Source organism: Arthrobacter sp. CAN_A1 (genome assembly GCF_015751665.1).
Taxonomy (GTDB): Bacteria; Actinomycetota; Actinomycetes; order Actinomycetales; family Micrococcaceae; genus Arthrobacter_D.
In genome coordinates, this window is the sequence record NZ_JADOUR010000007.1 from 39,295 (window position 1) to 60,855 (window position 21,561).

Here is a 21,561-nt window from a genome sequence, read left to right on the forward strand (position 1 = left end):
GTGATTGAGGCCCTGCGCTCGGCAGTCGCTGACCCGTCGCGGGTGTTGACGCGCGCCATCGACCTGCACGCCAACGCCCATGATGCGTCGCATTTCCTGCTCATCCCGCAGGCAGTGGTGGTTCCGTCGACCGCAGCGGAGGTGGGGCGCCTCCTCCAGGCGAGCGCCGCGCAAGGCATCCCGCTAACCCTCCGAGCGGGTGGCACCAGCCTCAGCGGGCAGGCCATCTCGGACAGTGTGCTGGTGGACGTGCGCAGGAATTTCAGGGACATCGAGGTGCTCGACGGCGGTTCGCGAGTGCGCGTCCAGCCTGGGGTCACGGTCAGGGCGCTCAACGCCCGGCTGGCCCGGTACGGAAGGAAGTTCGGCCCCGACCCGGCCAGCGAAGCGGCGTGCACCATCGGCGGGGTGGTGGCCAACAACTCGTCGGGGATGAACTGTGGCACCACGGACAACGCCTACCGGACGCTTGAGTCGGTGACAGTGGTGCTGCCCAGCGGCACCGTCGTCGACACCGGCGCCGCGGATGCCGACGCGCACCTGCGGGCCCTCGAACCCGATCTCCATGACGGGTTGCTGCGACTGTCCCGGCGCCTGCGGGACAACCCCGCCTCCGTCAGGACGGTGCAGCACCAGTTCTCGATGAAGAACACGATGGGGTATGGCCTGAACGCGCTGCTGGACTTCGACACGCCCGCCGCCATGCTGGCCCACCTGATCGTGGGCAGCGAGGGAACCCTGGGCTTCATTGCCGAGGCGGTGTTCCGCACCATTCCCCGCCCCGCCTTCGCCGCGACCGGCCTGCTGGTGTTCCCGGACCTGGAAACCGCTGCGGCAGCCCTGCCTGCGCTGGTCGACTCCGGGGCGGCGACCGCTGAACTGATGGACGCCGTCTCCCTGAAGGTGGGCCAGGCCCTGACGGGGGCGCCCGACGTCGTCCGCGCCCTGACGGTCCAGGACCAGGCTGCGCTGCTGGTGGAGTATTCGGCGTCGTCGGCGGCGGAACTCGACGAACGGCAGGGCGCCCGCCAATACCTGCTGGGCGGGCTTGGTCTCAGCGAACCGGCCCAGTTCAGCACCGACCCCGCGACCCGGGCCAGCCTGTGGCAGTTACGCAAGGGCCTTTATGCGTCGGTGTCCGGGGCCAGGCCGCCGGGCACCACTGCCCTGCTGGAGGATGTGGTGGTGCCCGTCCCTGCGTTGGCCCGCACCTGCACCGCACTGACCCGGTTGTTCGGCGAACACCGGTACAGCAACAGCGTCATTTTTGGGCACGCCAAGGACGGCAACATCCACTTCATGCTGACCGACCGGTTCGCTGCCCCCGACGAGCTGGAGCGGTACCGGGCGTTCACCGAGGACATGGTGGATCTGGTGTTGGGCGAGAACGGGTCACTGAAGGCCGAGCACGGCACCGGCCGCATGATGTCGCCCTACGTCCGGCGGCAGTACGGTGATGAGCTGTATTCGATCATGCGGGAGCTCAAGGTGCTGTTCGATCCGGCCGGCATGCTCAACCCGGGCATCATCCTCGACGACGACCCGCAGGCCCACCTCCGCCACATCAAGACCACCCCGGAGGTGGCCCCCGAGGTGGACCGCTGCGTCTCCTGCGGGTTCTGCGAACCGGTCTGCCCCAGCAAGGACATCACCCTCACCCCGCGCCAGCGCATCGTGACCCTGCGCGCCATTGAACAGGCACGGCTCGACGGCGACACCGGGTTGGCGGCGCAGCTCGCGAAGGACTACGACTACGAATCGGTCCAGACCTGCGCCGTGGACGGCATGTGCCAGACCGCGTGCCCCGTGGAGATCAACACGGGATCCCTGGTCAAACGGCTGCGCCGCGACGACGCCGGGCGGGCGGAGAACCTCGCGTGGTCGGGTGCCGCACACCGGTGGAACCTGGTCACCCGCGGGGCAGGGCTGGTGCTCGACGGCGCCGCGAAAGTCCCTGACGCCGTCGTCGTCCCGGCGAATCGGCTGGCGCGGACCGTGCTGGGGCACGACAGGGTGCCCCTGTATTCAGCCGAACTGCCAGCTGGCGGAGCCCCGCGGGCGCGGCCAGCCCCCGCCACCGCACCCGACGCCGTGTACTTCCCGGCCTGTGTGGGGACGCTGTTTGGCCCCGCGGGGGAGGGTTCGGGGGTGCAGGACAGTTTTGCGTTGCTGTGCGAGCGGGCAGGGATATCCCTGCTGCTCCCTGCCGGGATTGACGGGCTGTGCTGTGGGACGCCGTGGGCGTCGAAGGGTATGGCCGCCGGCGAGATGGCAATGCGGGCGAAGACCGTTGCGGCGCTGCGGGAGGCCACCCGTGACGGCGAACTGCCGATCGTCTGCGACGCCTCCTCCTGCACGGAGGGGCTGATCGGTGCGCTCGACGAGGCATCCCGTGAGCTGGAGGCGGCCGGCCATCGGCCCCTGGTAGTGCTGGACGCCGTCCAGTTTGTGGCCGACCGGGTGCTGCCCGTGCTGGGCGCCGTCGAACCGCTCGGCTCGCTGGCGCTGCATCCCACGTGTTCCTCGACCCGGCTGGGGCTGAACCCAGCGCTGGAGGCAGTGGCCGCCGTCGTCTCGGCGGAGGTGCTGATCCCCGAGAACTGGGGCTGCTGCGCGTTCGCCGGTGACCGCGGGATGCTTCACCCCGAGCTCACCGCGTCAGCCACCCAGCGGCAGGCCGCCGACATCGCAGCCTTTGGCGCCTCGGCCCATGCCTCCTGCAACCGCACTTGCGAGCTGGGGATGACCCGGGCCACCGGGGAGGATTATCGCCATATCCTTGAGCTTCTAGAGGAAAGTACGAGGATCCCCCCATGCGACTGATCGCCGAACACTGCTACCAGCTCGACAAGTCGAAGGGGTCGAACGGGTATCTGGTCAGCGCCCCAGGAGTCACCGCGGTGATCGACCCCGGCATGCCGGGCGGCTACGCTGCCCTGCTCACCGAACTGCGCGACGCGGAGCCGGTGATTGGACCGGTCACCCACATCCTCCTGACCCACTACGACGCCGACCACACACGGGTGGCGAAGCAGCTGCAGCAGACGCTCGGGGTCCCGGTCTGGCTCGGCGCCTCCGACGCCGCCATCCTGCGCGGGGACGTTCCCCCGCCCACCCGCTTCCGGCGTTTCCTGGCCCGCGTCTTCCCCACCGCATATCCGGCGGGAGTGGTGGAGCTCACCGGTGAACAGACCATCGCCGAGGGGCTCACAGCCTTCCCGACGCCGGGCCACACGCCCGGCCACTTCGCGTTCCAGTTCGGTGAGGTGCTCTTTTCCGGGGATGCGGTGGCCGTCTCCAGAAGCGGTGAGCTCAAGCAGTTTTACCGGCTGACCATCAGCGACCCGGGACAGGCGCGGCAGACCGAGGAACTGCTGCAGGCCAGGATCGCCGACGATGGGGTGCAGTGGATCTGCGCCGGGCACAACGCGCCGGCGAAAACCGGGATCCGCTAGGAGTCTTTAGGGGCGGAGTCTTCGCGACCGGAATCTTTAGCAGCAGCGTCTTTAGGGGCCGCGTCCGTTGCCGGTTCGTCGGAGGTCCTCAGGTCATCGAGGGCCTTGATGGCCTTCTCCCAGCGTTTCTGCCGCTCGGCGGGTGACTGTTCCCACCAGGGCGTGCCCCGTTCGCCGAGGCCTTCCTTGGCGATCTGCACCCGGCGACGCGCGTCCTTCACCTTGGGTTCCTGCTTGGCCTTGCGGTACTTGTTCACTGCTGAACGGGCGCGGCCCAGCTGGGACAGCAACTGCTTGGCGACGTCGTCGGGCAGGGTGGGATCGGCGCGGCGCCATTTCCTGCCTTCGTGCAGGAAGAACCGGTCATCGTCGGGCGTCTGGGGTGTGGTGGTCATGCCCGCCTATCGGGGTAAGTGGTGTGGTACCAACCTACTAGCTGCTGGGAACCGGCGGGCCAATGACGAGCAAGGCCGCGAAAACCACGGCGATGGCCGCGATCGACACCACGGCGGCGAGCAGGGGCTTGCGCAGTACCCAGGCCTGTACCTGCTCGGCCGGGCCGCGCGGGCTGTCAGCGCCGGGAGCGAGCCGCCACCCGCCGGCGAGCTTCCCCCGGCGTTCCATCACCTGGTCAAAAACGACCGATGCGAGCGGAACGACAGCGGAGAGCAGGCCCAGCAGACCGGTGGTGAAGGACCAACGTTGGTTCACCCAGACGAAGACCGTGACCACGACAAACACCAGGAAAACGAACCCGTGGATTCCGCCGGCAGGCGAAATGAGCGCCTCGGTTGTTTGGGTCACGTACTTCAGGAACATGGCCAGGAGCAGGAAGGTCCAGGTCAGGGCCTCGGCGACAGCGACGGTGCGGAATAGGATGCGGGGGCTCATGCGTCTCTCCAAAAGGGTCGGTCCTTCCAAATTACCGCAGGGCGCCGTGCCCGCCCCCACCGGACTGGCGTTGGGAATGTCACACCCGGCCCGCTCGCCAGGGGAGGCGCTCCGAGCCGGTCACCGCCGCGCCCCTATTCCTCTCCAGAAGACTGCCACTGGTTGACCGGGCCACCGTGATCAGTGTGGCAATAATGATGATCGCGCCAGCCAATTGACCAATCGAGAGGGTCTGACTAAGGAATATCCAGCCGCAGAAGGTTGCCGTCAAGGGACTGAGCAGGCCAAGGAACGACGCGGTTGACGCCGGGAGAAGGCTCAGTCCGCGAAACCAGAGGAAATAGGCGATGGCGGTACCGAAACTCATGAGGTAGAAGTAGCCGGCGATGTTTGCTGGCGTCAACGCCGCAGGCGGCGCCCCTTCGACGAACCATGCCAACGGCATCAGGAACAGACCACCGGCGACGAGTTGCCACGCAGTCAGGGTCAGCGGCGACGCGGGTTGCCCCCACCGCTTCAACAGGACAACCCCAGTCCCCATCGAGACGGTACCCAGGAGCGCCGCGGCTACACCAATCGGATCAAGGTTTGCCTCAGCGGACAGGACCATCATCCCTACTCCAAAAATACCGGCCATACCCGCGATCACTTTCCGCATGGTGAGACGCTCCGATACCACTACCGATGCCAGAACGGCGACAACGAGCGGTTGGATTGCCCCCATGGTGGCGGCCACGCCGCCGGGAAGCCGGTACGCCGCGATAAAGAGGAACGCGAAGAACGCGCCGATGTTGAGCACCCCGAGGACTGCCGCCTTCCACCACCAACTTCCCCGAGGCAGCCGGCGAACAAGAAGAAGCAGGACCAGCCCAGCGGGCAGTGCCCGGAGTACCGCAGCGAGGAGTGGACGGTCGGGTGGCAGATACTCGGCAGTCACCAGATAGGTCGTTCCCCACGCAACGGGAGCGAAGGCGGTCATTCCCAGGACAAGTCGATTGCTAAGCACTTAGCTAGTTTAGCTAAGTGCTTAGCAAGTGTCTAGGCTTGGTCCATGACCGATCATGTAGACCTCATCCTCAAGCAGTGGGGTGCCGAACGGCCCGACCTCGATGCTTCCCCTATGGGGGTCGTAGGGCGGCTGTCCCGACTGTCCCGGCAGATCGACCGGGAGCTTGAGCAGACCTTCCTGAGTCATGGGTTGGATGCCGCGAGCTTCGATGTCCTCGCAACCCTGCGCAGGTCCGGCCAGCCCTACACGCTAACCCCCCGTGAACTTACGGCCAGTTCGATGGTGACCTCCAGCGCCATCGCCCAGCGCCTCAACCGACTTGAGGAACGCCGACTGGTCGCCCGCGCGCAGGACCCGGGTGACGGACGTGGCAAGCAGGTGGCACTCACTGCCGAGGGGCTCACGCTAATCGATGCCGCCCTCCCCGACCATTTGGAGACTGAACGGCGGATCCTTTCTCCGCTGTCACCCGAGGAACGGGACGCCTTGGCCGTACTGCTCACCAAATTGTCAGCGGCACGTGGTTAGCTGAACCCGTCCTGATACCGTCAACCGCTCGCCGGATGTAGCTGCTGGGAGGCACAGTGTTCCTTCTCGACCCCACCCTTCCCGGTGAGCCGCCGGACCTGGTGTTCTCCGCCACCGACCTGGTCACCGCCGCCGAATGCGAGTACCGGTTGCTCTGTGTCCTCGACGAGAAGCTGGGCCGGTCCACCCGGCCCGTGTTCGACGTCGACGCCATGCTGGAGCGCACCGCCGTCCTCGGCGACGTCCATGAACGGAAGGTCCTTGACGCCCTCGTGGCCGAGCACGGACCGTGGGATCCGGACGCCGGGACCGGTGTGTACGACGTCGTACCCGCCGCGGGGATGGAGCGTACCCTGCTGGAGGACAAGCACAGGGAGTCGATAGCCGTGCTGAGGTCGGGGGCCGACGTCGTCTTCCAGGCCGCATTCTTCGACGGCCAGTTCCACGGCCGGTCCGACTTCCTGGTGAAAACCGCTGAGGGTTCCTACGCGGTGTGGGACACAAAGCTGGCCCGGCACGCGAAGGTGAGCGCCCTGCTGCAGCTCGCGGCCTACGGGGATCAGTTGCTGGCGGCCGGCATCCCGACGGCGTCGGAGGTCACCCTGGTGTTGGGCAACGGGGCGCACAGCATCCACAGCCTCTCCGACATCCTCCCCATCTTCCGGGAGCGCCGCGACCGGTTCTTGCGGCTGGTCGACGAACACCGCAACCAGCCCGAACCGGTGCGGTGGGAAGCTGCCGGACACACAGCGTGCGGCCGGTGCAATTACTGCCATGTGAAGGTCGTCGAAACCAGGGACCTGCTGCTCGTCGGGGGGATGAGCACCACCCGCCGGGCTAGACTCCACGGGATTGACGTCCACACCATTGACCAGCTTGCCGCCCTCGAGGTCCCTGAGACCGAGAGGAGCCTGCTGCGGCTCCGCGACCAGGCCCGGATGCAGACCGGCACCTCCCACCCTGATGGCAGCGTCACCTACACGGGCAAGGACGGAGCGCCCACCACGCTGAGCTACCGGGTCCTTCCCGATCACACGCTGGCGACGCTCCCGGCACCCAGCCAGGGCGACATCTTCTTCGACTTCGAGGGCGATCCCCTCTGGCAGGACAGTGCCGGACGGTGGGGGCTCGAGTACCTGTTTGGTGTCGTCGAGAACCCCGACCGGCCCGGCGACCCTCCCCCGTTCCTGCCCCTATGGGCGCACTCCCGGCTTGAGGAACGGCATGCCTTCACCGACTTCCTCGACTATGTCGCCAGCCGCCGGGCCAGGTACCCGGACCTGCACATCTACCACTACGCCTCCTACGAAAAGACGGCGCTGCGCAACCTGTCCCTGGCCCATGTGGTCGGCGAGGATGCGGTCGATGCCCTGCTCCGGGAAGGCGTCCTGGTGGACCTGTATGAAACGGTGCGCCACAGTTTGAGGATTTCCGACAATTCCTACAGCATCAAAAAGCTTGAACCCCTCTATATGGGAGAACATCTGCGCAGCGGGGATGTGAAGGACGCCGGCGCCTCGGTGGTTGCCTACGCCGACTATTGCACGGCGAGGGATTCAGGGAATGACGTCCTGGCCGATGAGATCCTGGCCGGGATCCGCGACTATAACGAGTACGACTGCCTCTCGACCCTGCGCCTGCGCAACTGGCTGCTGGACTGTGCCGCTGAACGGGGCATCAGCACCACTGCCGCGCCGCGCGCTGACCTCCCGGCCGAACCCGCGGAGCCCAGCCCCGAGGAAACCCGACTCCTGGACTATCTGGAGGCACTGCCGGCCACCCATGCGCTCACTGATGACGAGCAGGCCGTGGCGATGGTCGCCGCGGCGGTGGGCTATCACCGCCGCGAGGACAAGCAGTTCTGGTGGGAGCACTTCGACCGGATGGACAAGGCCGTTGAGGACTGGGCTGATACCCGGAACGTCTTTGTGGTGCAGCGGGCCGAGGTGCTCACCGACTGGGAAAAGCCCACCCCCCGAAGCAACCCGGTCCGCACCCTCCGGCTGTCCGGGGTAGCCGCGGAGGGATCCGACTTCGAGCCGGGCAAGTCCCTGTTCCGCATGTATGACCAGCCGCTGCCCGAGGATCTGGCCACCGAGGATGCTGGAACCTCGCTCAGGGCCGGCTGGTTCGGTACCGACGTGATCGGCCGGGACCACGACGGGGTCAGGGATGTGCTGGAGGTCCGGGAAAAGCTGAGAAAAGGCGGCACCGAGTACAGCCAAGCACCCGTCGCGTTGACCCCCGACCAGCCCATCGCCACGAAGAGCATCCGCGCCGCCCTGTCCGAGCTGGCCCTCCAGGTGGGCTCTGCCCTGCCCGGCCTTCCCCGCAATCCTGGCCTGGAGGTCCTGCGCCGGGCCAACCCCACGCTGGCGGGCCTGCAGTCCCTGCCGGTGGTGGTCGACGGCGACTACGTCACCGCCATCACCGAAGCCGTGTCCGCCCTGGATCATTCCTATCTGGCAGTGCAGGGCCCGCCGGGTACCGGCAAGACCTACGTCGGCTCCCACGTCATCGCGGCCCTGGTGGGCCGGGGCTGGAAGGTAGGGGTAGTGGGGCAGTCCCACAAGGTGGTGGAGCATATGATCCGGCGGGCCCTGGCCGCGGGCGTTCCGGCTGACCGTACCGCCAAGAAGACCGCGGATCCGCGGGTCCCGTGGGCTCACGCCACCGACGATGGTGTGGCGGCGCTCCTGGACTCTCCGGGCGGGGCACTTGTCGGCGGCACCGCCTGGACCATGACGGGGAGCAAAGTCCCGCCCGGGTCACTGGATCTGCTGGTCATCGACGAGGCCGGTCAATACTCGCTGGCCAATACGCTTGCCGTTTCCCGAGCCGCCTCGCGCCTGTTGCTGCTCGGTGACCCGCAGCAACTCCCGCAGGTCACCCAAGGAACCCACCCCGAACCGGTCGACACGTCGGCGCTGGGCTGGCTTTCGGCCGGCCACGCTACGCTCTCGCCTGAGTTGGGCTACTTTCTGGCCGATAGCTGGCGGATGCACCCCGACCTCTGTTCAGCGGTGTCCCACCTGTCCTATGACGGAAAGCTCGAATCGGCACCCGCGGCGGCCGGGCGATTCCTTGCTGGACTACCTGCGGGAATTGAATGCGTCATGGTGGAACACTCCGGAAACACCACATCCTCACCCCAGGAGGCCGCGGAGGTGGTCAGCCAGGTGACGGCCCACCTCGGCAAGTTGTGGACGGGTGGCCCCGATGAGGTGCCGCGTCCGCTGGGACCTGACGACCTTCTGGTGGTTGCCGCCTACAACGCCCAGGTACAGGAAATCCAGACCCAGCTTGATGCGGCCGGCCTGAACGGTGTCCGGGTGGGGACCGTTGACCGGTTCCAGGGTCAGGAAGCTCCGGTGGTTATCGTCTCGATGGCCTGCTCCTCGGCGGCTGATGCCCCACGGGGAATCGGCTTCCTGCTCAACCGCAACCGGGTCAACGTTGCTGTGTCACGCGGGCAGTGGCGGGCCGTAATCATCCGTGCACCCGACCTCACGCATCATTTGCCTCCCCGACCGGAACAGTTCGAGGAGCTAGGCGCGTTTGTCGGGTTGTGCACGGCGAGAACGGGTGTTCTCCCCTAGCTGGGTGACGGCGTAGCCGGCGGTGGCGAGGCGATGGTCAGAACGGCAACAGCCCCCTCGCCTGCCGCCGTGTAAGAATGCTCCCCGTCGCTGACCCAGGCGTGGGACGCCCCGGCCCCAATCGTGTGCTGCTCGCCGACCCGCCCCACGGTGGCACTCCCCCGCACCACGAGCAGATGCTCGATGACACCCGGTCCGTGGGGTGGCGACAGCCGCGATCCGTCAGCTGCAATGGTGAGCCAGTAGACCTCGGTGATGCCGCCGTCGTCGTGGTGGCGGACGCCCATCAAGCGGGCTGACACTACGTCATCGCTGGCCTCAGCACCCGGCTCCTCACCCAGCAAGGCCGCCAGGGGAACGCGCAAGGGGGCGGCCAACGCATACAGGGTTTCGAGTGTTGGGTTCCGTTGGCCGGTCTCCAATTCGGAGAGCGTCCCCTTGCCGATTCCTGCCCGCGCGGCGAGCATGGACAGGGACATGCCCTGCTCCGATCGTAGGGTCCTGATTCTTCGGCCCACGGCGGTCAGCCGGTCGGTCATCATCCTGGTGGTCATCGGTAGCCTCCTCCGGCTACGATAGCAGCGTTCTGTTTACGGAACTGCCAACCATTTGCCGCATAGATTGCGAGACCTATCCCGTGACGCCCGAGAGCGCAGCAACAGTCCATTCCCCGCTCCGGGAACCAGTCCTCGCCGGCGTGGTGACAGCGCTGGTCGGCTTTACCTCGTCATTTGCGGTGGTGTTGGCCGGCTTGCGGGCGACGGGTGCCACCGAGCAGCAGGCTGCGTCGGGGTTGCTCGCTCTGACTGTCATCTTCGGCCTCGGAATGATCCTGCTCTCCACCCTGCACCGCATACCAATTACCTTGGCCTGGTCCACGCCCGGCGCTGCCCTGCTGGCCGGGGCAGCTTCCTACGATGGCGGGTGGCCCGCCGCCGTCGGCGCGTTCGTGGTCACGGGGGCGCTGATCGTGGCGACTGGCGCCGTGCCCGCGCTGGGCCGGCTGATCGGCAGGATTCCAACAACATTGGCACAGGCGATGCTCGCAGGAGTTCTCCTTCCCCTCTGCCTCGCACCCTTCCGCGCCCTGGGGACCATCCCGCTGCTGGTGCTGCCGCTGATCCTGGTCTGGCTGGTCGGCACCCGCTTCGCGCCGCGATGGGCTGTACCCCTGACGCTGGCCGGTGCTTTGCTGGCAATTGGAGGCTACCTGACGGTGAACCGGATCCCGCTGGACTGGGCCACTGCTGCACCGGCTGTCGAGATGACAATGCCTGAGTTCAGCCTGCAAGCCGTCGCCAGCCTGGCCTTGCCGCTGTATATCGTGACTATGGCGTCGCAGAACGTGCCCGGAGTGGCTGTCCTCGCGTCGTTTGGGTACCGCACCCCATGGCGGTCATCGATGCTGGTCACCGGGCTCGGCACCGCCGCAGCCGCTCCTTTTGGTGGACATGCAATGAACCTTGCCGCGCTGTCCGCAGCCCTATCCGCGGGCGAGACCGCAGGACCGGACAGGAGCCGCCGCTGGGTTGCCGCAGTCAGCGCTGGCTGCTGTTACCTGATACTCGCCGGTGCGTCCGCCGCCCTGGTGACGGTGGTGGCCGCAGCGCCGCCCGGCCTGATCGAAACCGTGGCGGGGCTGGCGCTGATGGGAACCATGGCGTCCGCCCTCGCGGCGGCACTGGCCGACGCCGGGCAGCGGCTGAGCGCCATCGTGACATTTCTGGTGGCGGCGTCGGGCCTGAGCCTGGCTGGAATCGGCGGCGCCTTCTGGGCCCTGATCGCGGGGTTGCTGGTCCGTTGGGTCGTGGAGCGCCGCCCCGCAACGTAGCTCCGACCGCCGCACTCGCCCGCTGGCTCGGCCACCCTCGCTGGGTTAGGGGGCGCTCCACCCGGCATGCGTAGGGTAGGTTTCTGCCATGACCACGTTCACTGTTGAAAAGTCGGCCGGAACCACCACGTTGGGCCTGTTCCTGGTGGTGTCCGGGCTCGCAGTTTGGCTGGGCGTAGGGGTGCCACAGCAACTCGTCTCAGGATCAAGCTTCTGGGTCACCGCGGGCATCACTCTGGCGGTTGCTGGCTTTCTGCTCCTGCTGATCGGGGTGCATCGCGCCCTGTCGAGCCTCGACGCACTGGCCGAGCACCGTTTCCCGACGGCGCATCCGACACCGCCTCAGAGTGAATCAATCCCGGCCGACTAGAGCCCGCCCCCACAGATTGAGTCAGCACATATGACGTGTTTTCGTGGGAAAACCCGTCATATGTGTTGACTCAACCCAAGGGTTTGGGGGCGGGTGGCCCTTTAACGCAAAATAGGGCGGGAATTGCTTCCCGCCCTATTTCAGTGGTCAATGACCACTAAGTCGAACTAGACGACCTGGATGTTTACGGCCTGAGGACCCTTGGGGCCCTGCTCGGTCTCAAAGCTAACCTTCTGGTTCTCGTCGAGGGACTTGAAGCCGCTCGAGTTGATAGCGGAGAAGTGAGCGAACACATCGGCGCTGCCATCTTCTGGTTCGATGAAGCCGAAGCCCTTGTCAGCGTTGAACCATTTCACGGTACCTGTTGCCATTTTTAATCATCCTTCTGGAAATATGAAACCGATCCCGACTGTCGGGTAGTTTCAGTCGCGGCGTTCGTTTCCCGCTTCTACAGAAAAAGCGGCTGGCCCGTCTGGGTTTCGCCGCTTGAAATACAAAATGCGCAACACTACAACTGCGTACGAGTCTACATGGATTTCACCTGAGGCAAAAACCAGGGCTCAACCCCAGCTCACCGCGCGGGAACCATTTGCCCCCGCGATCCAGTTAAAGCTGGAGCGGGGCACGTCCCGCGCGGCGTCGATACTCGGGAGGGGTACAAAATCAGTGGTGACGGGATGGTGAGGCGCCGACGGCGACCGCTCCGACTGCTCCTGGGCCTGCTGCTGCTCGGGATACTGGCCTCGGTACTGGTGTTCGTGGGGCCCAGACTGGTCAACGGGATGAACCTCCCTGAAGGTCCCCTCCTCGGCAGCCCCGAGTGCACCGTCGAAACCGCCGACGGCGACGTCGGCCTCACCGGCGAGGAGGCGAAAATCGCCACCACCGCCGCTGCCCTTCTGGTCCAGGGAGAGGAGGCGCCGGACACCTCAACCATCGACGCTGCAGTCATCCAGCAGTTGATGGACGGACCACCCGACGACGCCGGGCCCAGCTTCCACTGTCGTGGCTCGGCCGCCACCGATCTGGAGGTTGAGCAGGTCACTGACACCGGCCTGACACCCCGGGCCGAACAGGTGCGGCAGGCGATGGCCGAGGTGTTCGGAGAACAAAGCCTCGGCGGGTTCGCGCCGGGAGGGGTCGGCCAGGGGCACGGTGAGGCCTCAACCCACTACGACGGCCGGGCCATCGACGTCTTCTACCGTCCGGTCAACGAAGAGAATCGACGCGAGGGGTGGATCCTCGCCCACTGGCTCGTTGCTCACGCAGACGATCTGGACATTCAGTACGTCATTTTCGACGACGAGTTCTGGAGCGCGCATCTCGCTCGCGGGCAGTGGCATTACTACGAGGCCCCGGCTCCCGGCAACGAGATCCTGCGCCATCTCGACCATGTCCACGTCGACGTGCTCGGTGGAGGCCCCGGTTGACAGCCTGCCGGGCCTTGCTGCATTGCCGAGCCCAGCTTAGGGGCCGGCGGAGCCGATAGCGGCGAGATTCGTCGTCCCGCCCACTCCCCCGATCGCCACGGTGCCGGTGGCCTGCCGCCCGAGGTACCACCCGTGCGTGCGCTCAGATCCGCCGCCCGGCCGGATCTGCCATCGGCTGTCGCTGACCCGCACGATCGGCGCTGTGGCCGTGAGGTTCAGCGTCACTGGGAGAACGACCGTGTCGGATACCGTCACGCCACCCTGGCATCCGTCAGTGATGAACCGATCGAACTGTATGGATCCGGAGGCGGTGGCTGTTCCCAGCTTGCGACCGATGGTCAGCACCCCTGGTCCCGACCCGACGACGAATTGCTCGCGGACACCTGTCGTACCGTCACCACAGTCGATCAGTTCGGCGGTGAAGCTCGACGCACTGACCGTCGTCGCACGCTCCGGCGGGCTGGTGGTGCTGGCCTGGACAATGGCGTCCTCGAAGAGGACACCCGGACCGGTGGGCTCAAACTCGGCGCTGTAGTCGCCCCGCGCTCCTGTGCCGCCCGGCGGTGCGACCGGGTCGGGGGCAACCGGGGCGTCGCCGTGGGTTCGCTGCCGCTCCACAGCGTATTTCAGGAACGCGGCGGGGCTCTCCGACCCAACGATGAGCGAGCCCACGCTAGCGGAGCCGGTGCCATCGCGGGCGAAACTGTAGGACCGACCAGTCGTACGATCGGCGCCAGCCGACGTGGTTCCCCCGATACCAGTAAAGAACCTGACCGAAGTACCCGTCACCGCAATCTGCACCTCCTGTGCAGGCAGCACCGAGGTTGATACCGGCTCGCCGCACCCGGGGGCGGCGGTGACAACCAGGTTGACTACCGCGTGCCCGACGGCCTGGTCGAGGCTATGCCCGATGTCGAGGGTGACCGGACCCGGCTCACTGGCGTCCCGAGTTTCGGTTTGGACCGTGGAGGTGGCGATGTCTTCGCCACCACCTGGACAGATGATGGTTGCCGCCCGGGACAGGAAAACATCAACCGTCGCAGCAGCTCCGACCTCCTGCCGGAAGGAGACCGCGCCAGCATAGGCTCCGTCCTCGTCTGGGAGAAGGTTGACCGCGGCCTGGTAATAGCGCAGATCACTCAGCTGCGGACCGCCGGGCGGCGCCGCCACCGCACCACTGGCCACTACGGGGGCGATGAGCCCCACCATGGCTATGCAACAAACCATCCTGCGATACGCACCCGTGCCTGGCTTCATTGCCCGCTCCCTGCCCTCGTGCGCCAGTTTACTCCCGCGCGGATTCGACGTCACTGCCTTTTTCCATCCGATCGCTGTGGGTCGGTTCCCCGTGGCCACGGCCGCACGCCATTCCGTCAGGAGCGCGTGAGAGCATTAATGCATGCCCCAGACCAGCTCCCCCATGATCGATGTCACCGACATCATCCGCATGGTGGGCGGCGCCTCCTTCCAGCGTGGACAGACCTACGCGAAACAGGGTGCAGTGTCCCAGCTTGCTTGGGATCCGTCGGGCAATACTCTTGACGCCCGGGTCCAGGGAAATTCACCCGCCGCGTACCGCACGCGCCTTTTCCTGTCAGAAAAGGGCGACGGTCGCTACCGCCTCAGGGACAGCTTCTGCAGCTGCCCCATCAGCCTCGACTGCAAGCACGTGGCCGCCACGGCGCTGCAAAGCAACACCGAACATCTGCTGTCCCGCCAGGAACTCACTACTCCCCTTCGGCGAGCAGAGCCGCGGGGCTGGCAAAGCTCCCTCACCGGGCTGATCGAACCCGCGCCCGACGACGGCGCCGCCACCTCCACGCCGCCCACCCCGCTTGCGCTTCAGTTTGAGCTGCGCGCCGCCACGAGCCCGCAGCACGGCTGGGGGTCACCCCGATCATCGCGGAATGCAGCCAAACCCCGGCTGGGTGTCCGCCCGGTAGTCCGCAACAGCAAGGGCAATTGGGTCAAGAACAACCTGTCCTGGGGCAGCATCAGCTACCAGACCTACGGTGTCCTCCTCGACCCCGACCAGCACCGGTGGTTCTCCCAGTTCCCTTCCCTCCACCGGGGAACCGGGGTCAGCTACTTCGGCAACAACGACTCGTGGCTCTATCTGGAAGACTTCAGCAACCCGCTGCTGTGGCAGCTACTCAAGGAAGCACAGCGGCTCGGTGTCGAGTTTGTCGGCTCCACCAAGGGCGTCAAGGTGGCGCTGGCCGGCAACGCCAGCCTGAAACTCGACGCGACCGTCACCACAGGGGACCAGTTGCAGTTGTGCCCGGTGCTGGAAATCGACGGCCACCAGCACCCACCCGACACTGCCCGGCCAATCAGCACCCACGGTATCTACACGGTGGATCCGGGCAGCCCCGCCCAGAGCACCGTCATCACCCTCGCGCCAACCGCCAAACGGCTCACCGACCACGACGTCGGGCTGCTGCTACAGACCGCCCCGGTAATCATCCCCGCCCAGGAAAAGACGCTGTTCCTCGACAGTTTCTACCCGCGGCTGCACCAGGCGATCGACGTGATCAGCAGTGACGCGTCGGTAACGTTCCCCGACATCGCTCCTCCCCTGCTCATCCTCACCGCCCACTACACCACCGATGACCGGCTGGAACTGTCCTGGGACTGGGAGTACCGGCTCGGCGATGACACCACCCGCAAGCCCCTGCGCCCTGTACCCGGCGCGCAGGAGTACCGCGATCCGTCCGCCGAAACGGAGATCCTCCGCACCGCCCGAGTCCACCTCGGGACCACCCCACTCACAGCCCTCACCCTTGAGGACATGGACGCCGTCGAGTTCACCGAAGACACCCTGCCCAAACTGCTGGAACTGGACGGCATCAGGGTTGACATCATCGGCGACCAGCCCAGCTACGAGGAGCTGACCGAACCAGCACAGTTGACCATCACCACCGTGGAAACCGACAACCGTGACTGGTTTGACCTCGGCGTCCTGGTGACCGTCCAGGGCCGCAAGATCCCCTTTGACCACATTTTCAGGGCACTGGCCCATGGAAAGAAGAAGATCAAGCTCGTGGACAACAGTTACCTGTCCATGGACCAGCCGATCTTCGAACAGCTGCGTGAACTGATCGAGGAAGCCCGCTCCCTCAACGAATGGGAACCGGGGCTGAAGATCAGCCGCTACCAGGCCGGATTGTGGGCCGACTTAGAGGACCTGGCCGAGGAAACCGAGGAGGCCCAGGGCTGGCGGTCGGCGGTGGAAGGCCTGAACGATCTGCAGGAGATCACCCCCACTCCCCTGCCACCCACCCTGTTCGCCACCCTCCGCCCGTACCAGCAGGACGGTTTCAACTGGCTCGCGTTCCTCTACCAGCATGGACTGGGCGGGGTCCTTGGCGACGATATGGGCCTCGGCAAGACTCTGCAGACCCTCGCGCTCCTCACCCATGCCAAGGAAACCGGCGAAACTAAACCCTTCCTCGTCGTCGCACCCACCTCGGTGGTCCCCAACTGGGTGTCCGAGGCCCAGCGCTTCACCCCCGGCCTCACCGTCGTCGGGGTCACCGACACCCAGGCAAAAAGTGGCAGTGCCCTGGCGGCGCTGACGGCGGGAGCCGACGTCGTCGTCACCTCCTACACCCTGTTCCGCCTGGATTTCACGGGCTACCAGGCGCAGGAATGGGCGGGGCTGATCCTTGACGAGGCCCAATTCGTGAAGAACCGCACCGCCAAGGTGCACCTGTGCGCCAAGGAGTTCTCGGCGCCGTTCAAGCTCGCCATCACCGGCACGCCGATGGAGAACAACCTGATGGAGCTGTGGTCACTGTTCTCCATCACCGCGCCCGGCCTGTTTCCGTCGGCCCGCCGTTTCACCGAGGACTACCGGAATCCGATCGAGAAATCCGGCAACACCGAGCGCCTCGCCCGTCTGCGCCGGAGGATCAGACCGTTGCTGATGCGGCGCACCAAGGAAGCCGTCGCCTCGGACCTGCCCCCGAAGCAGGAGCAGGTGCTGGAGGTGGAACTGCATTCGCGGCACCGGAAGATCTACCAGACCCATCTGCAGCGTGAACGCCAGAAACTGCTGGGGCTGATCGAGGATCTGGACCGCAACCGGATGATCGTGTTCAGATCCCTCACCCTGCTGCGGATGCTGAGCCTCGACGCGTCGCTGGTGGATCAGGCGTACGACGGCGTCCCCTCGGCGAAGCTCGACGTCCTGTTCGAGCAGCTCGAGGATGTCGTCAACGAGGGCCACCGGGCACTCGTTTTCAGCCAGTTCACTTCCTTCCTGAAGAAGGCAGCTGAGCGGTTTGACGCCCAGGGCATTGCGTACAGCTACCTCGACGGCTCCACCCTGCGCCGCGGTGACGTGATCAACGGCTTCAAGGACGGCGACGCCCCGGTCTTCCTGATCAGCCTCAAGGCCGGCGGGTTCGGCCTGAACCTCACCGAGGCGGACTACGTGTTCCTCCTGGACCCATGGTGGAACCCCGCCACCGAAGCCCAGGCCGTCGACCGCACCCACCGGATCGGGCAGACCCGCAACGTCATGGTGTACCGGATGGTGGCCTCCGGCACCATCGAGGAGAAGGTCATGAAGCTCAAGGAGCAGAAGGCGAAGCTATTCAGTTCGGTGATGGACGACGACGCCGTCTTCAGCTCCGCGCTGACCGCCGACGACATCCGGGGCCTGCTGGAAGGCTAGAGTCGAAAGGGTGAGTCAACAACTATCAGCAGACCTGCCTGCCACCGCCCCCAGCACCGGATTCGTCAAGGTCCGGGGCGCCCGCGAGAACAACCTCCGCAATGTGAGCGTGGACGTGCCCCGGGACGCGATCGTGGCCTTCACCGGGGTATCCGGGTCAGGGAAATCCTCCCTCGCCTTCGGCACCATCTACGCCGAAGCGCAGCGCCGCTACTTCGAGTCGGTGGCACCCTACGCCCGGCGGCTGATCCAGCAGGGATCCAACCCGCGCGTCGATGAAATCACCGGGTTGCCGCCCGCCGTCGCCCTGCAGCAGCGCCGGGGCACCCCCAGTTCCCGCTCGACGGTGGGCACCGTCACCACTCTGTCCAACTCGGTAAGGATGCTCTTCTCCCGGGCCGGCACCTACCCGGAGGGCGCAGAGTCGCTGGACTCCGACGCCTTCTCCCCCAACACTGCCGCCGGCGCCTGCCCCCAGTGCCATGGGCTGGGCGTCGCCCACACGGTCAGCGAGGAATCCCTGGTCCCGGACACGTCGCTGACCATCCGCGACGGGGCCATTGCCGCCTGGCCCGGAGCGTGGCAGGGCAAAAACCTCCGCGACATCCTGGGCGAACTCGGTCACGACATCGACACCCCGTGGAACAAGCTGCCGAGGAAATCCCGCGACTGGATCCTCTTCACGGAGGAGCAGCCGGTGGTCGAGGTCACCCCTCAGCGGGACCGCGTCGCCAAACCGTATAAGGGCCGGTTCTGGAGCGCGAAGAGCTACGTCCTGCACACCCTCGCCGATTCCTCCAGCCAGTCGATGCGGGAACGGGTCCTGCAGTTCATGCACAGCGGCCCCTGCACCCTCTGCGATGGCAGCGGCCTGCAGCAGGCCGCGCTGGCCGTAACCTTCGCCGGCTACTCAATCGCCGAGCTCACCGCCGTCCCCCTGGCCGACCTCGCAGCGATCGTCGAGCCCACTGCCACCCTGCAACACGCCGGATCCAGCTCCCGCGCGCTGAGCTCCGGTGAGACCACCGAGGTGGCGGTCACCCTGACCAAGGACCTGCACCACCGGGTCGGTGTCCTCCTGGATCTGGGACTCGGATACCTCAGCCTCCGCCGGCCCACCCCCACCCTGTCCCCCGGCGAAATGCAGCGGCTCCGGATCGCCACCCAGCTCCGCTCCGGCCTGTTCGGGGTGATCTACGTGCTCGACGAGCCGTCGGCTGGCCTGCACCCGGCGGACGCCGAACCGCTCCTTGAGGTCCTGCAGCAGCTCAAGACGTCCGGCAACTCCGTGTTCGTCGTCGAACACGACATGGACGTGGTCCGCAACGCCGACTGGGTGGTCGACGTTGGCCCACGGGCTGGCGAGGCCGGCGGCTCGGTCCTTTACAGCGGTGCCGTGCCCGGTCTTGCCGACATCGACGAGTCCGTCACCCGCCCGTTCCTCTTCCCGGAACAGGCTCCGCCCGCTGCCGAAACGGCGCTGCGCCAACCGGAGCGCTGGCTAACGCTGAACGGCATCACCCGTCACAACCTCCGCGCCCTCGACGCCGCGGTCCCCCTCAATGTGCTGACCGCCGTCACCGGTGTGTCCGGGTCGGGCAAGTCCACCCTCGTCTCCCAGGTGCTGGCCGACGTCGTCAACGACTATCTACACGCCGGCGTCCCGGTGGAGTCCGACAGTGACAACAACAGTGACGGCAGCGACCGCGACTGCGCACCGGGCGATCACATGACCGTGGGGCATATTGAGGGCCTCGACCTGATTGACCGGTTGGTCCGGGTGGATCAACGCCCCATCGGCAGGACCCCCCGATCCAACCTGGCCACCTATACGGGCCTGTTCGACGCCGTCAGGAAGGTCTACGCTGCCACCGACGAGGCCAAAGCGCGCGGGTACGGGGCTGGCCGGTTCTCCTTCAACGTGACCGGCGGCCGTTGCGAGACGTGCCTCGGCGAGGGGTTCGTCTCCGTTGAACTCCTCTTCCTGCCAGGCAGTTACGGGCCGTGCCCCACCTGCGACGGATCACGCTACAACCCAGAGACACTTGAGATCACCTACCAGGGCAAGACCATCGCCGAGGTGCTCGGACTCACCGTCGACGCCGCCGCGGAGTTCCTTGCCGACGTTCCGGCGGCAGCGCGCAGCCTGACCACCCTTCGCCAGGTGGGGCTGGGTTACCTACGGCTCGGGCAGCCCGCCACCGAACTCTCCGGCGGAGAGGCGCAGCGTATCAAGCTCGCCACCGAACTTCAGCGTGCCCGCCGCGGGCACACCCTGTACCTGCTTGACGAGCCCACCACCGGGCTCCACCCGGCAGACGTGCAACTGCTCCTCATCCAACTCAACAACCTGGTTGAGGCCGGCAACACCGTCGTCGTCGTCGAGCATGACATGTCGGTCATCGCCGCGGCGGACTGGGTCATTGACCTGGGTCCTTCGGGCGGCGATGAAGGCGGCACCATTGTCGCCGCTGGCACGCCGTCGTCGGTGGCCACCAACACGGTCAGCCGGACGGCCCCGTACCTGGCCCGCCGGCTGAAAAACACCGCGTAAGCCTCAATTACCGGCGCTGATCGCTGAAAGCCTTCTTCCCCGAGGCGCTTGCGCTGATGTGATTTCCGCGGCTCTGATCGGTGACCGGTCCGGTACCGGCAATCTCGCGCAGCTGCTCAATGCCGGAGACCGCCTCGGGTTTTGTCGGATAGTACGTGGAGACGGCAACCAGTGCTCCGTTGCCTGCCATGAGTTTGATCCGGTAACCGCCGTCGTGCGCATCCACTATTTTGAAGTAGCCTGACACTTTCTTACCTCCTTGTAAGGAATGTCTGAACGGGTAGCTACATACTAAGCATCCTTACGTCTGCTGGATATGGTCTGGGGAGAAATATGTGAATCACGTACCCAGCCTGGGAGGGGTGGTCTCATCCACCACTGCAACAGTCCCTGCCAACGACGGCGAGGGCGCGCGGCCCTGTGCTCTTCTCATGACCGGCCGCCTGGCGTTGGGCGACTGAGCGGAACACCTCTATCACAATGTCGCCTTATTGCGATTAATTAAACACCCGTTTTTCGTCTCCTCTTTCCTCTACCAGCAGTAGAATATAGCTGCTGGCACGGTAGCCATTCCGGCGCCAACAGCCCTGTAAAAGCTTGGCGAATAGATTCCAATGTCACAGGTTCTTTTCTCGATCCAAGGGAGGGGAAATGACTACCGCATCACCTCATGCCCGTGACTTTCACGTGACCCACGATCTGGTTCGTACCGGCTCGATGGGAATGGGCGTAGTCTTTCTGCTTTTGGGCGTCCTGGCCTTCGTGCCGGGACTGACGACACAGTACGGATCGTTGGCCTTCGCCAGCGGCTCCGAGGCGTTGCTCTTCGGCGTCTTCCAGGTGTCCATCCTGCTTAACCTCGTCTATCTGATTGTCGGAGCGGCCGGGATCATCATGAGCAGGGATAATACTGGTGCCCGTAATTTCCTTCTGGGGAGCGGTGCCCTTTTCCTGATCATGTGGATCTACGGTGTGGTCATCAATCTCGAGTCGACGGCCAATTTCCTCTCGTTCAATGCGGCGGGTAATTGGATGCACCTGGTCCTTGCGCTGATCGCTGGCGCCGTGGCCCTCATGCATATTGCCCGTCACCGTGGGGGTAGCCAATCAACCACCACCTAGCGAGCGGCCACCGGCCCAGATCATAGCCAGTTTGCCTTGCACCGATCCGTTCGGGGCAAGGCAAACTGCGGCTGACCAGCCATGCAACCTT

Annotated in this window: 17 protein-coding genes; 10 read left to right on the forward strand and 7 right to left on the reverse strand. The window is 65.8% G+C overall.

The genetic code is table 11. The features are described 5' to 3' along the window. Together IWX62_RS09955 and IWX62_RS09960 are read left to right on the forward strand one after the other, a co-directional pair. Window positions 1-2,823, forward strand: a complete 2,823-nt coding sequence (locus tag IWX62_RS09955) for an FAD-binding and (Fe-S)-binding domain-containing protein (RefSeq protein ID WP_196841252.1) — start codon at window positions 1-3, stop codon at window positions 2,821-2,823. Then, entirely contained in the window at window positions 2,814-3,455 is a 642-nt protein-coding gene (locus IWX62_RS09960; RefSeq protein WP_196841253.1) for an MBL fold metallo-hydrolase, read from the forward strand. The genes IWX62_RS09955 and IWX62_RS09960 overlap by 10 nt, the downstream gene beginning before the upstream one ends. Here the strand turns inward: IWX62_RS09960 and IWX62_RS09965 are convergent. The 3 genes from IWX62_RS09965 to IWX62_RS09975 all read right to left on the reverse strand — a co-directional run bounded on the left by IWX62_RS09965 (window position 3,452) and on the right by IWX62_RS09975 (window position 5,352). Continuing rightward, entirely contained in the window at window positions 3,452-3,850 is a 399-nt protein-coding gene (locus IWX62_RS09965; RefSeq protein WP_196841254.1) for a 2-polyprenylphenol hydroxylase, read from the reverse strand. The genes IWX62_RS09960 and IWX62_RS09965 overlap by 4 nt on opposite strands. Window positions 3,851-3,887: 37 nt before the next feature. Continuing rightward, window positions 3,888-4,346, reverse strand: a complete 459-nt coding sequence (locus IWX62_RS09970; protein WP_196841255.1) for a DUF3817 domain-containing protein — start codon at window positions 4,344-4,346, stop codon at window positions 3,888-3,890. A 79-nt stretch (window positions 4,347-4,425) separates the two neighbouring features. After that, window positions 4,426-5,352: an EamA family transporter gene (locus tag IWX62_RS09975; protein ID WP_333483344.1), complete on the reverse strand. Its 927-nt coding sequence runs from the start codon at window positions 5,350-5,352 to the stop codon at window positions 4,426-4,428. A 45-nt stretch (window positions 5,353-5,397) separates the two neighbouring features. On the opposite strand from IWX62_RS09975, the gene IWX62_RS09980 reads away from it, so the two are divergent. Both IWX62_RS09980 and IWX62_RS09985 read left to right on the forward strand, forming a co-directional pair. Continuing rightward, window positions 5,398-5,883, forward strand: a complete 486-nt coding sequence (locus IWX62_RS09980; protein WP_196841256.1) for a MarR family winged helix-turn-helix transcriptional regulator — start codon at window positions 5,398-5,400, stop codon at window positions 5,881-5,883. A gap of 56 nt (window positions 5,884-5,939) precedes the next feature. Then, a complete protein-coding gene (locus IWX62_RS09985; protein ID WP_196841257.1) occupies window positions 5,940-9,482 on the forward strand; it encodes a TM0106 family RecB-like putative nuclease in 3,543 nt (1,180 codons plus the stop codon). Here the strand turns inward: IWX62_RS09985 and IWX62_RS09990 are convergent. Then, window positions 9,479-10,036: a helix-turn-helix domain-containing protein gene (locus IWX62_RS09990; protein ID WP_196841258.1), complete on the reverse strand. Its 558-nt coding sequence runs from the start codon at window positions 10,034-10,036 to the stop codon at window positions 9,479-9,481. The two genes, IWX62_RS09985 and IWX62_RS09990, sit on opposite strands and share 4 nt — an antisense overlap. A gap of 83 nt (window positions 10,037-10,119) precedes the next feature. On the opposite strand from IWX62_RS09990, the gene IWX62_RS09995 reads away from it, so the two are divergent. Together IWX62_RS09995 and IWX62_RS10000 are read left to right on the forward strand one after the other, a co-directional pair. Beyond that, window positions 10,120-11,313 (forward strand): benzoate/H(+) symporter BenE family transporter, encoded by a 1,194-nt coding sequence (locus IWX62_RS09995; RefSeq protein WP_196841259.1) that lies wholly within the window; start codon window positions 10,120-10,122, stop codon window positions 11,311-11,313. Window positions 11,314-11,401: 88 nt separating this feature from the next. Then, window positions 11,402-11,683, forward strand: coding sequence for a hypothetical protein (locus IWX62_RS10000; protein ID WP_196841260.1), 282 nt, complete (start codon window positions 11,402-11,404; stop codon window positions 11,681-11,683). Window positions 11,684-11,850: 167 nt separating this feature from the next. On the opposite strand, the gene IWX62_RS10005 is transcribed toward IWX62_RS10000, so the two are convergent. After that, window positions 11,851-12,054 carry a cold-shock protein gene (locus IWX62_RS10005; protein WP_019483883.1) on the reverse strand — a complete coding sequence of 68 codons (204 nt, stop codon included), beginning with the start codon at window positions 12,052-12,054 and terminating at the stop codon, window positions 11,851-11,853. 306 nt (window positions 12,055-12,360) lie between these two features. On the opposite strand from IWX62_RS10005, the gene IWX62_RS10010 reads away from it, so the two are divergent. Next, window positions 12,361-13,113, forward strand: coding sequence for a hypothetical protein (locus IWX62_RS10010; protein ID WP_196841261.1), 753 nt, complete (start codon window positions 12,361-12,363; stop codon window positions 13,111-13,113). 36 nt (window positions 13,114-13,149) lie between these two features. On the opposite strand, the gene IWX62_RS10015 is transcribed toward IWX62_RS10010, so the two are convergent. Then, window positions 13,150-14,370, reverse strand: coding sequence for a hypothetical protein (locus IWX62_RS10015; RefSeq protein ID WP_333483345.1), 1,221 nt, complete (start codon window positions 14,368-14,370; stop codon window positions 13,150-13,152). 142 nt (window positions 14,371-14,512) lie between these two features. On the opposite strand from IWX62_RS10015, the gene IWX62_RS10020 reads away from it, so the two are divergent. Both IWX62_RS10020 and uvrA read left to right on the forward strand, forming a co-directional pair. Next, window positions 14,513-17,794, forward strand: coding sequence for a DEAD/DEAH box helicase (locus tag IWX62_RS10020; protein ID WP_333483346.1), 3,282 nt, complete (start codon window positions 14,513-14,515; stop codon window positions 17,792-17,794). A gap of 10 nt (window positions 17,795-17,804) precedes the next feature. Then, entirely contained in the window at window positions 17,805-20,348 is a 2,544-nt protein-coding gene (gene uvrA, locus IWX62_RS10025; RefSeq protein WP_196841263.1) for an excinuclease ABC subunit UvrA, read from the forward strand. Window positions 20,349-20,355: 7 nt separating this feature from the next. Here the strand turns inward: uvrA and IWX62_RS10030 are convergent, their stop codons facing one another. Next, entirely contained in the window at window positions 20,356-20,595 is a 240-nt protein-coding gene (locus tag IWX62_RS10030) for a YegP family protein (protein WP_196841264.1), read from the reverse strand. A 404-nt stretch (window positions 20,596-20,999) separates the two neighbouring features. Between IWX62_RS10030 and IWX62_RS10035 the strand changes: the two genes are divergently transcribed. Beyond that, window positions 21,000-21,470, forward strand: coding sequence for a DUF4383 domain-containing protein (locus IWX62_RS10035; RefSeq protein ID WP_196841265.1), 471 nt, complete (start codon window positions 21,000-21,002; stop codon window positions 21,468-21,470). The last annotated feature ends 91 nt before the right edge of the window (window positions 21,471-21,561 follow it).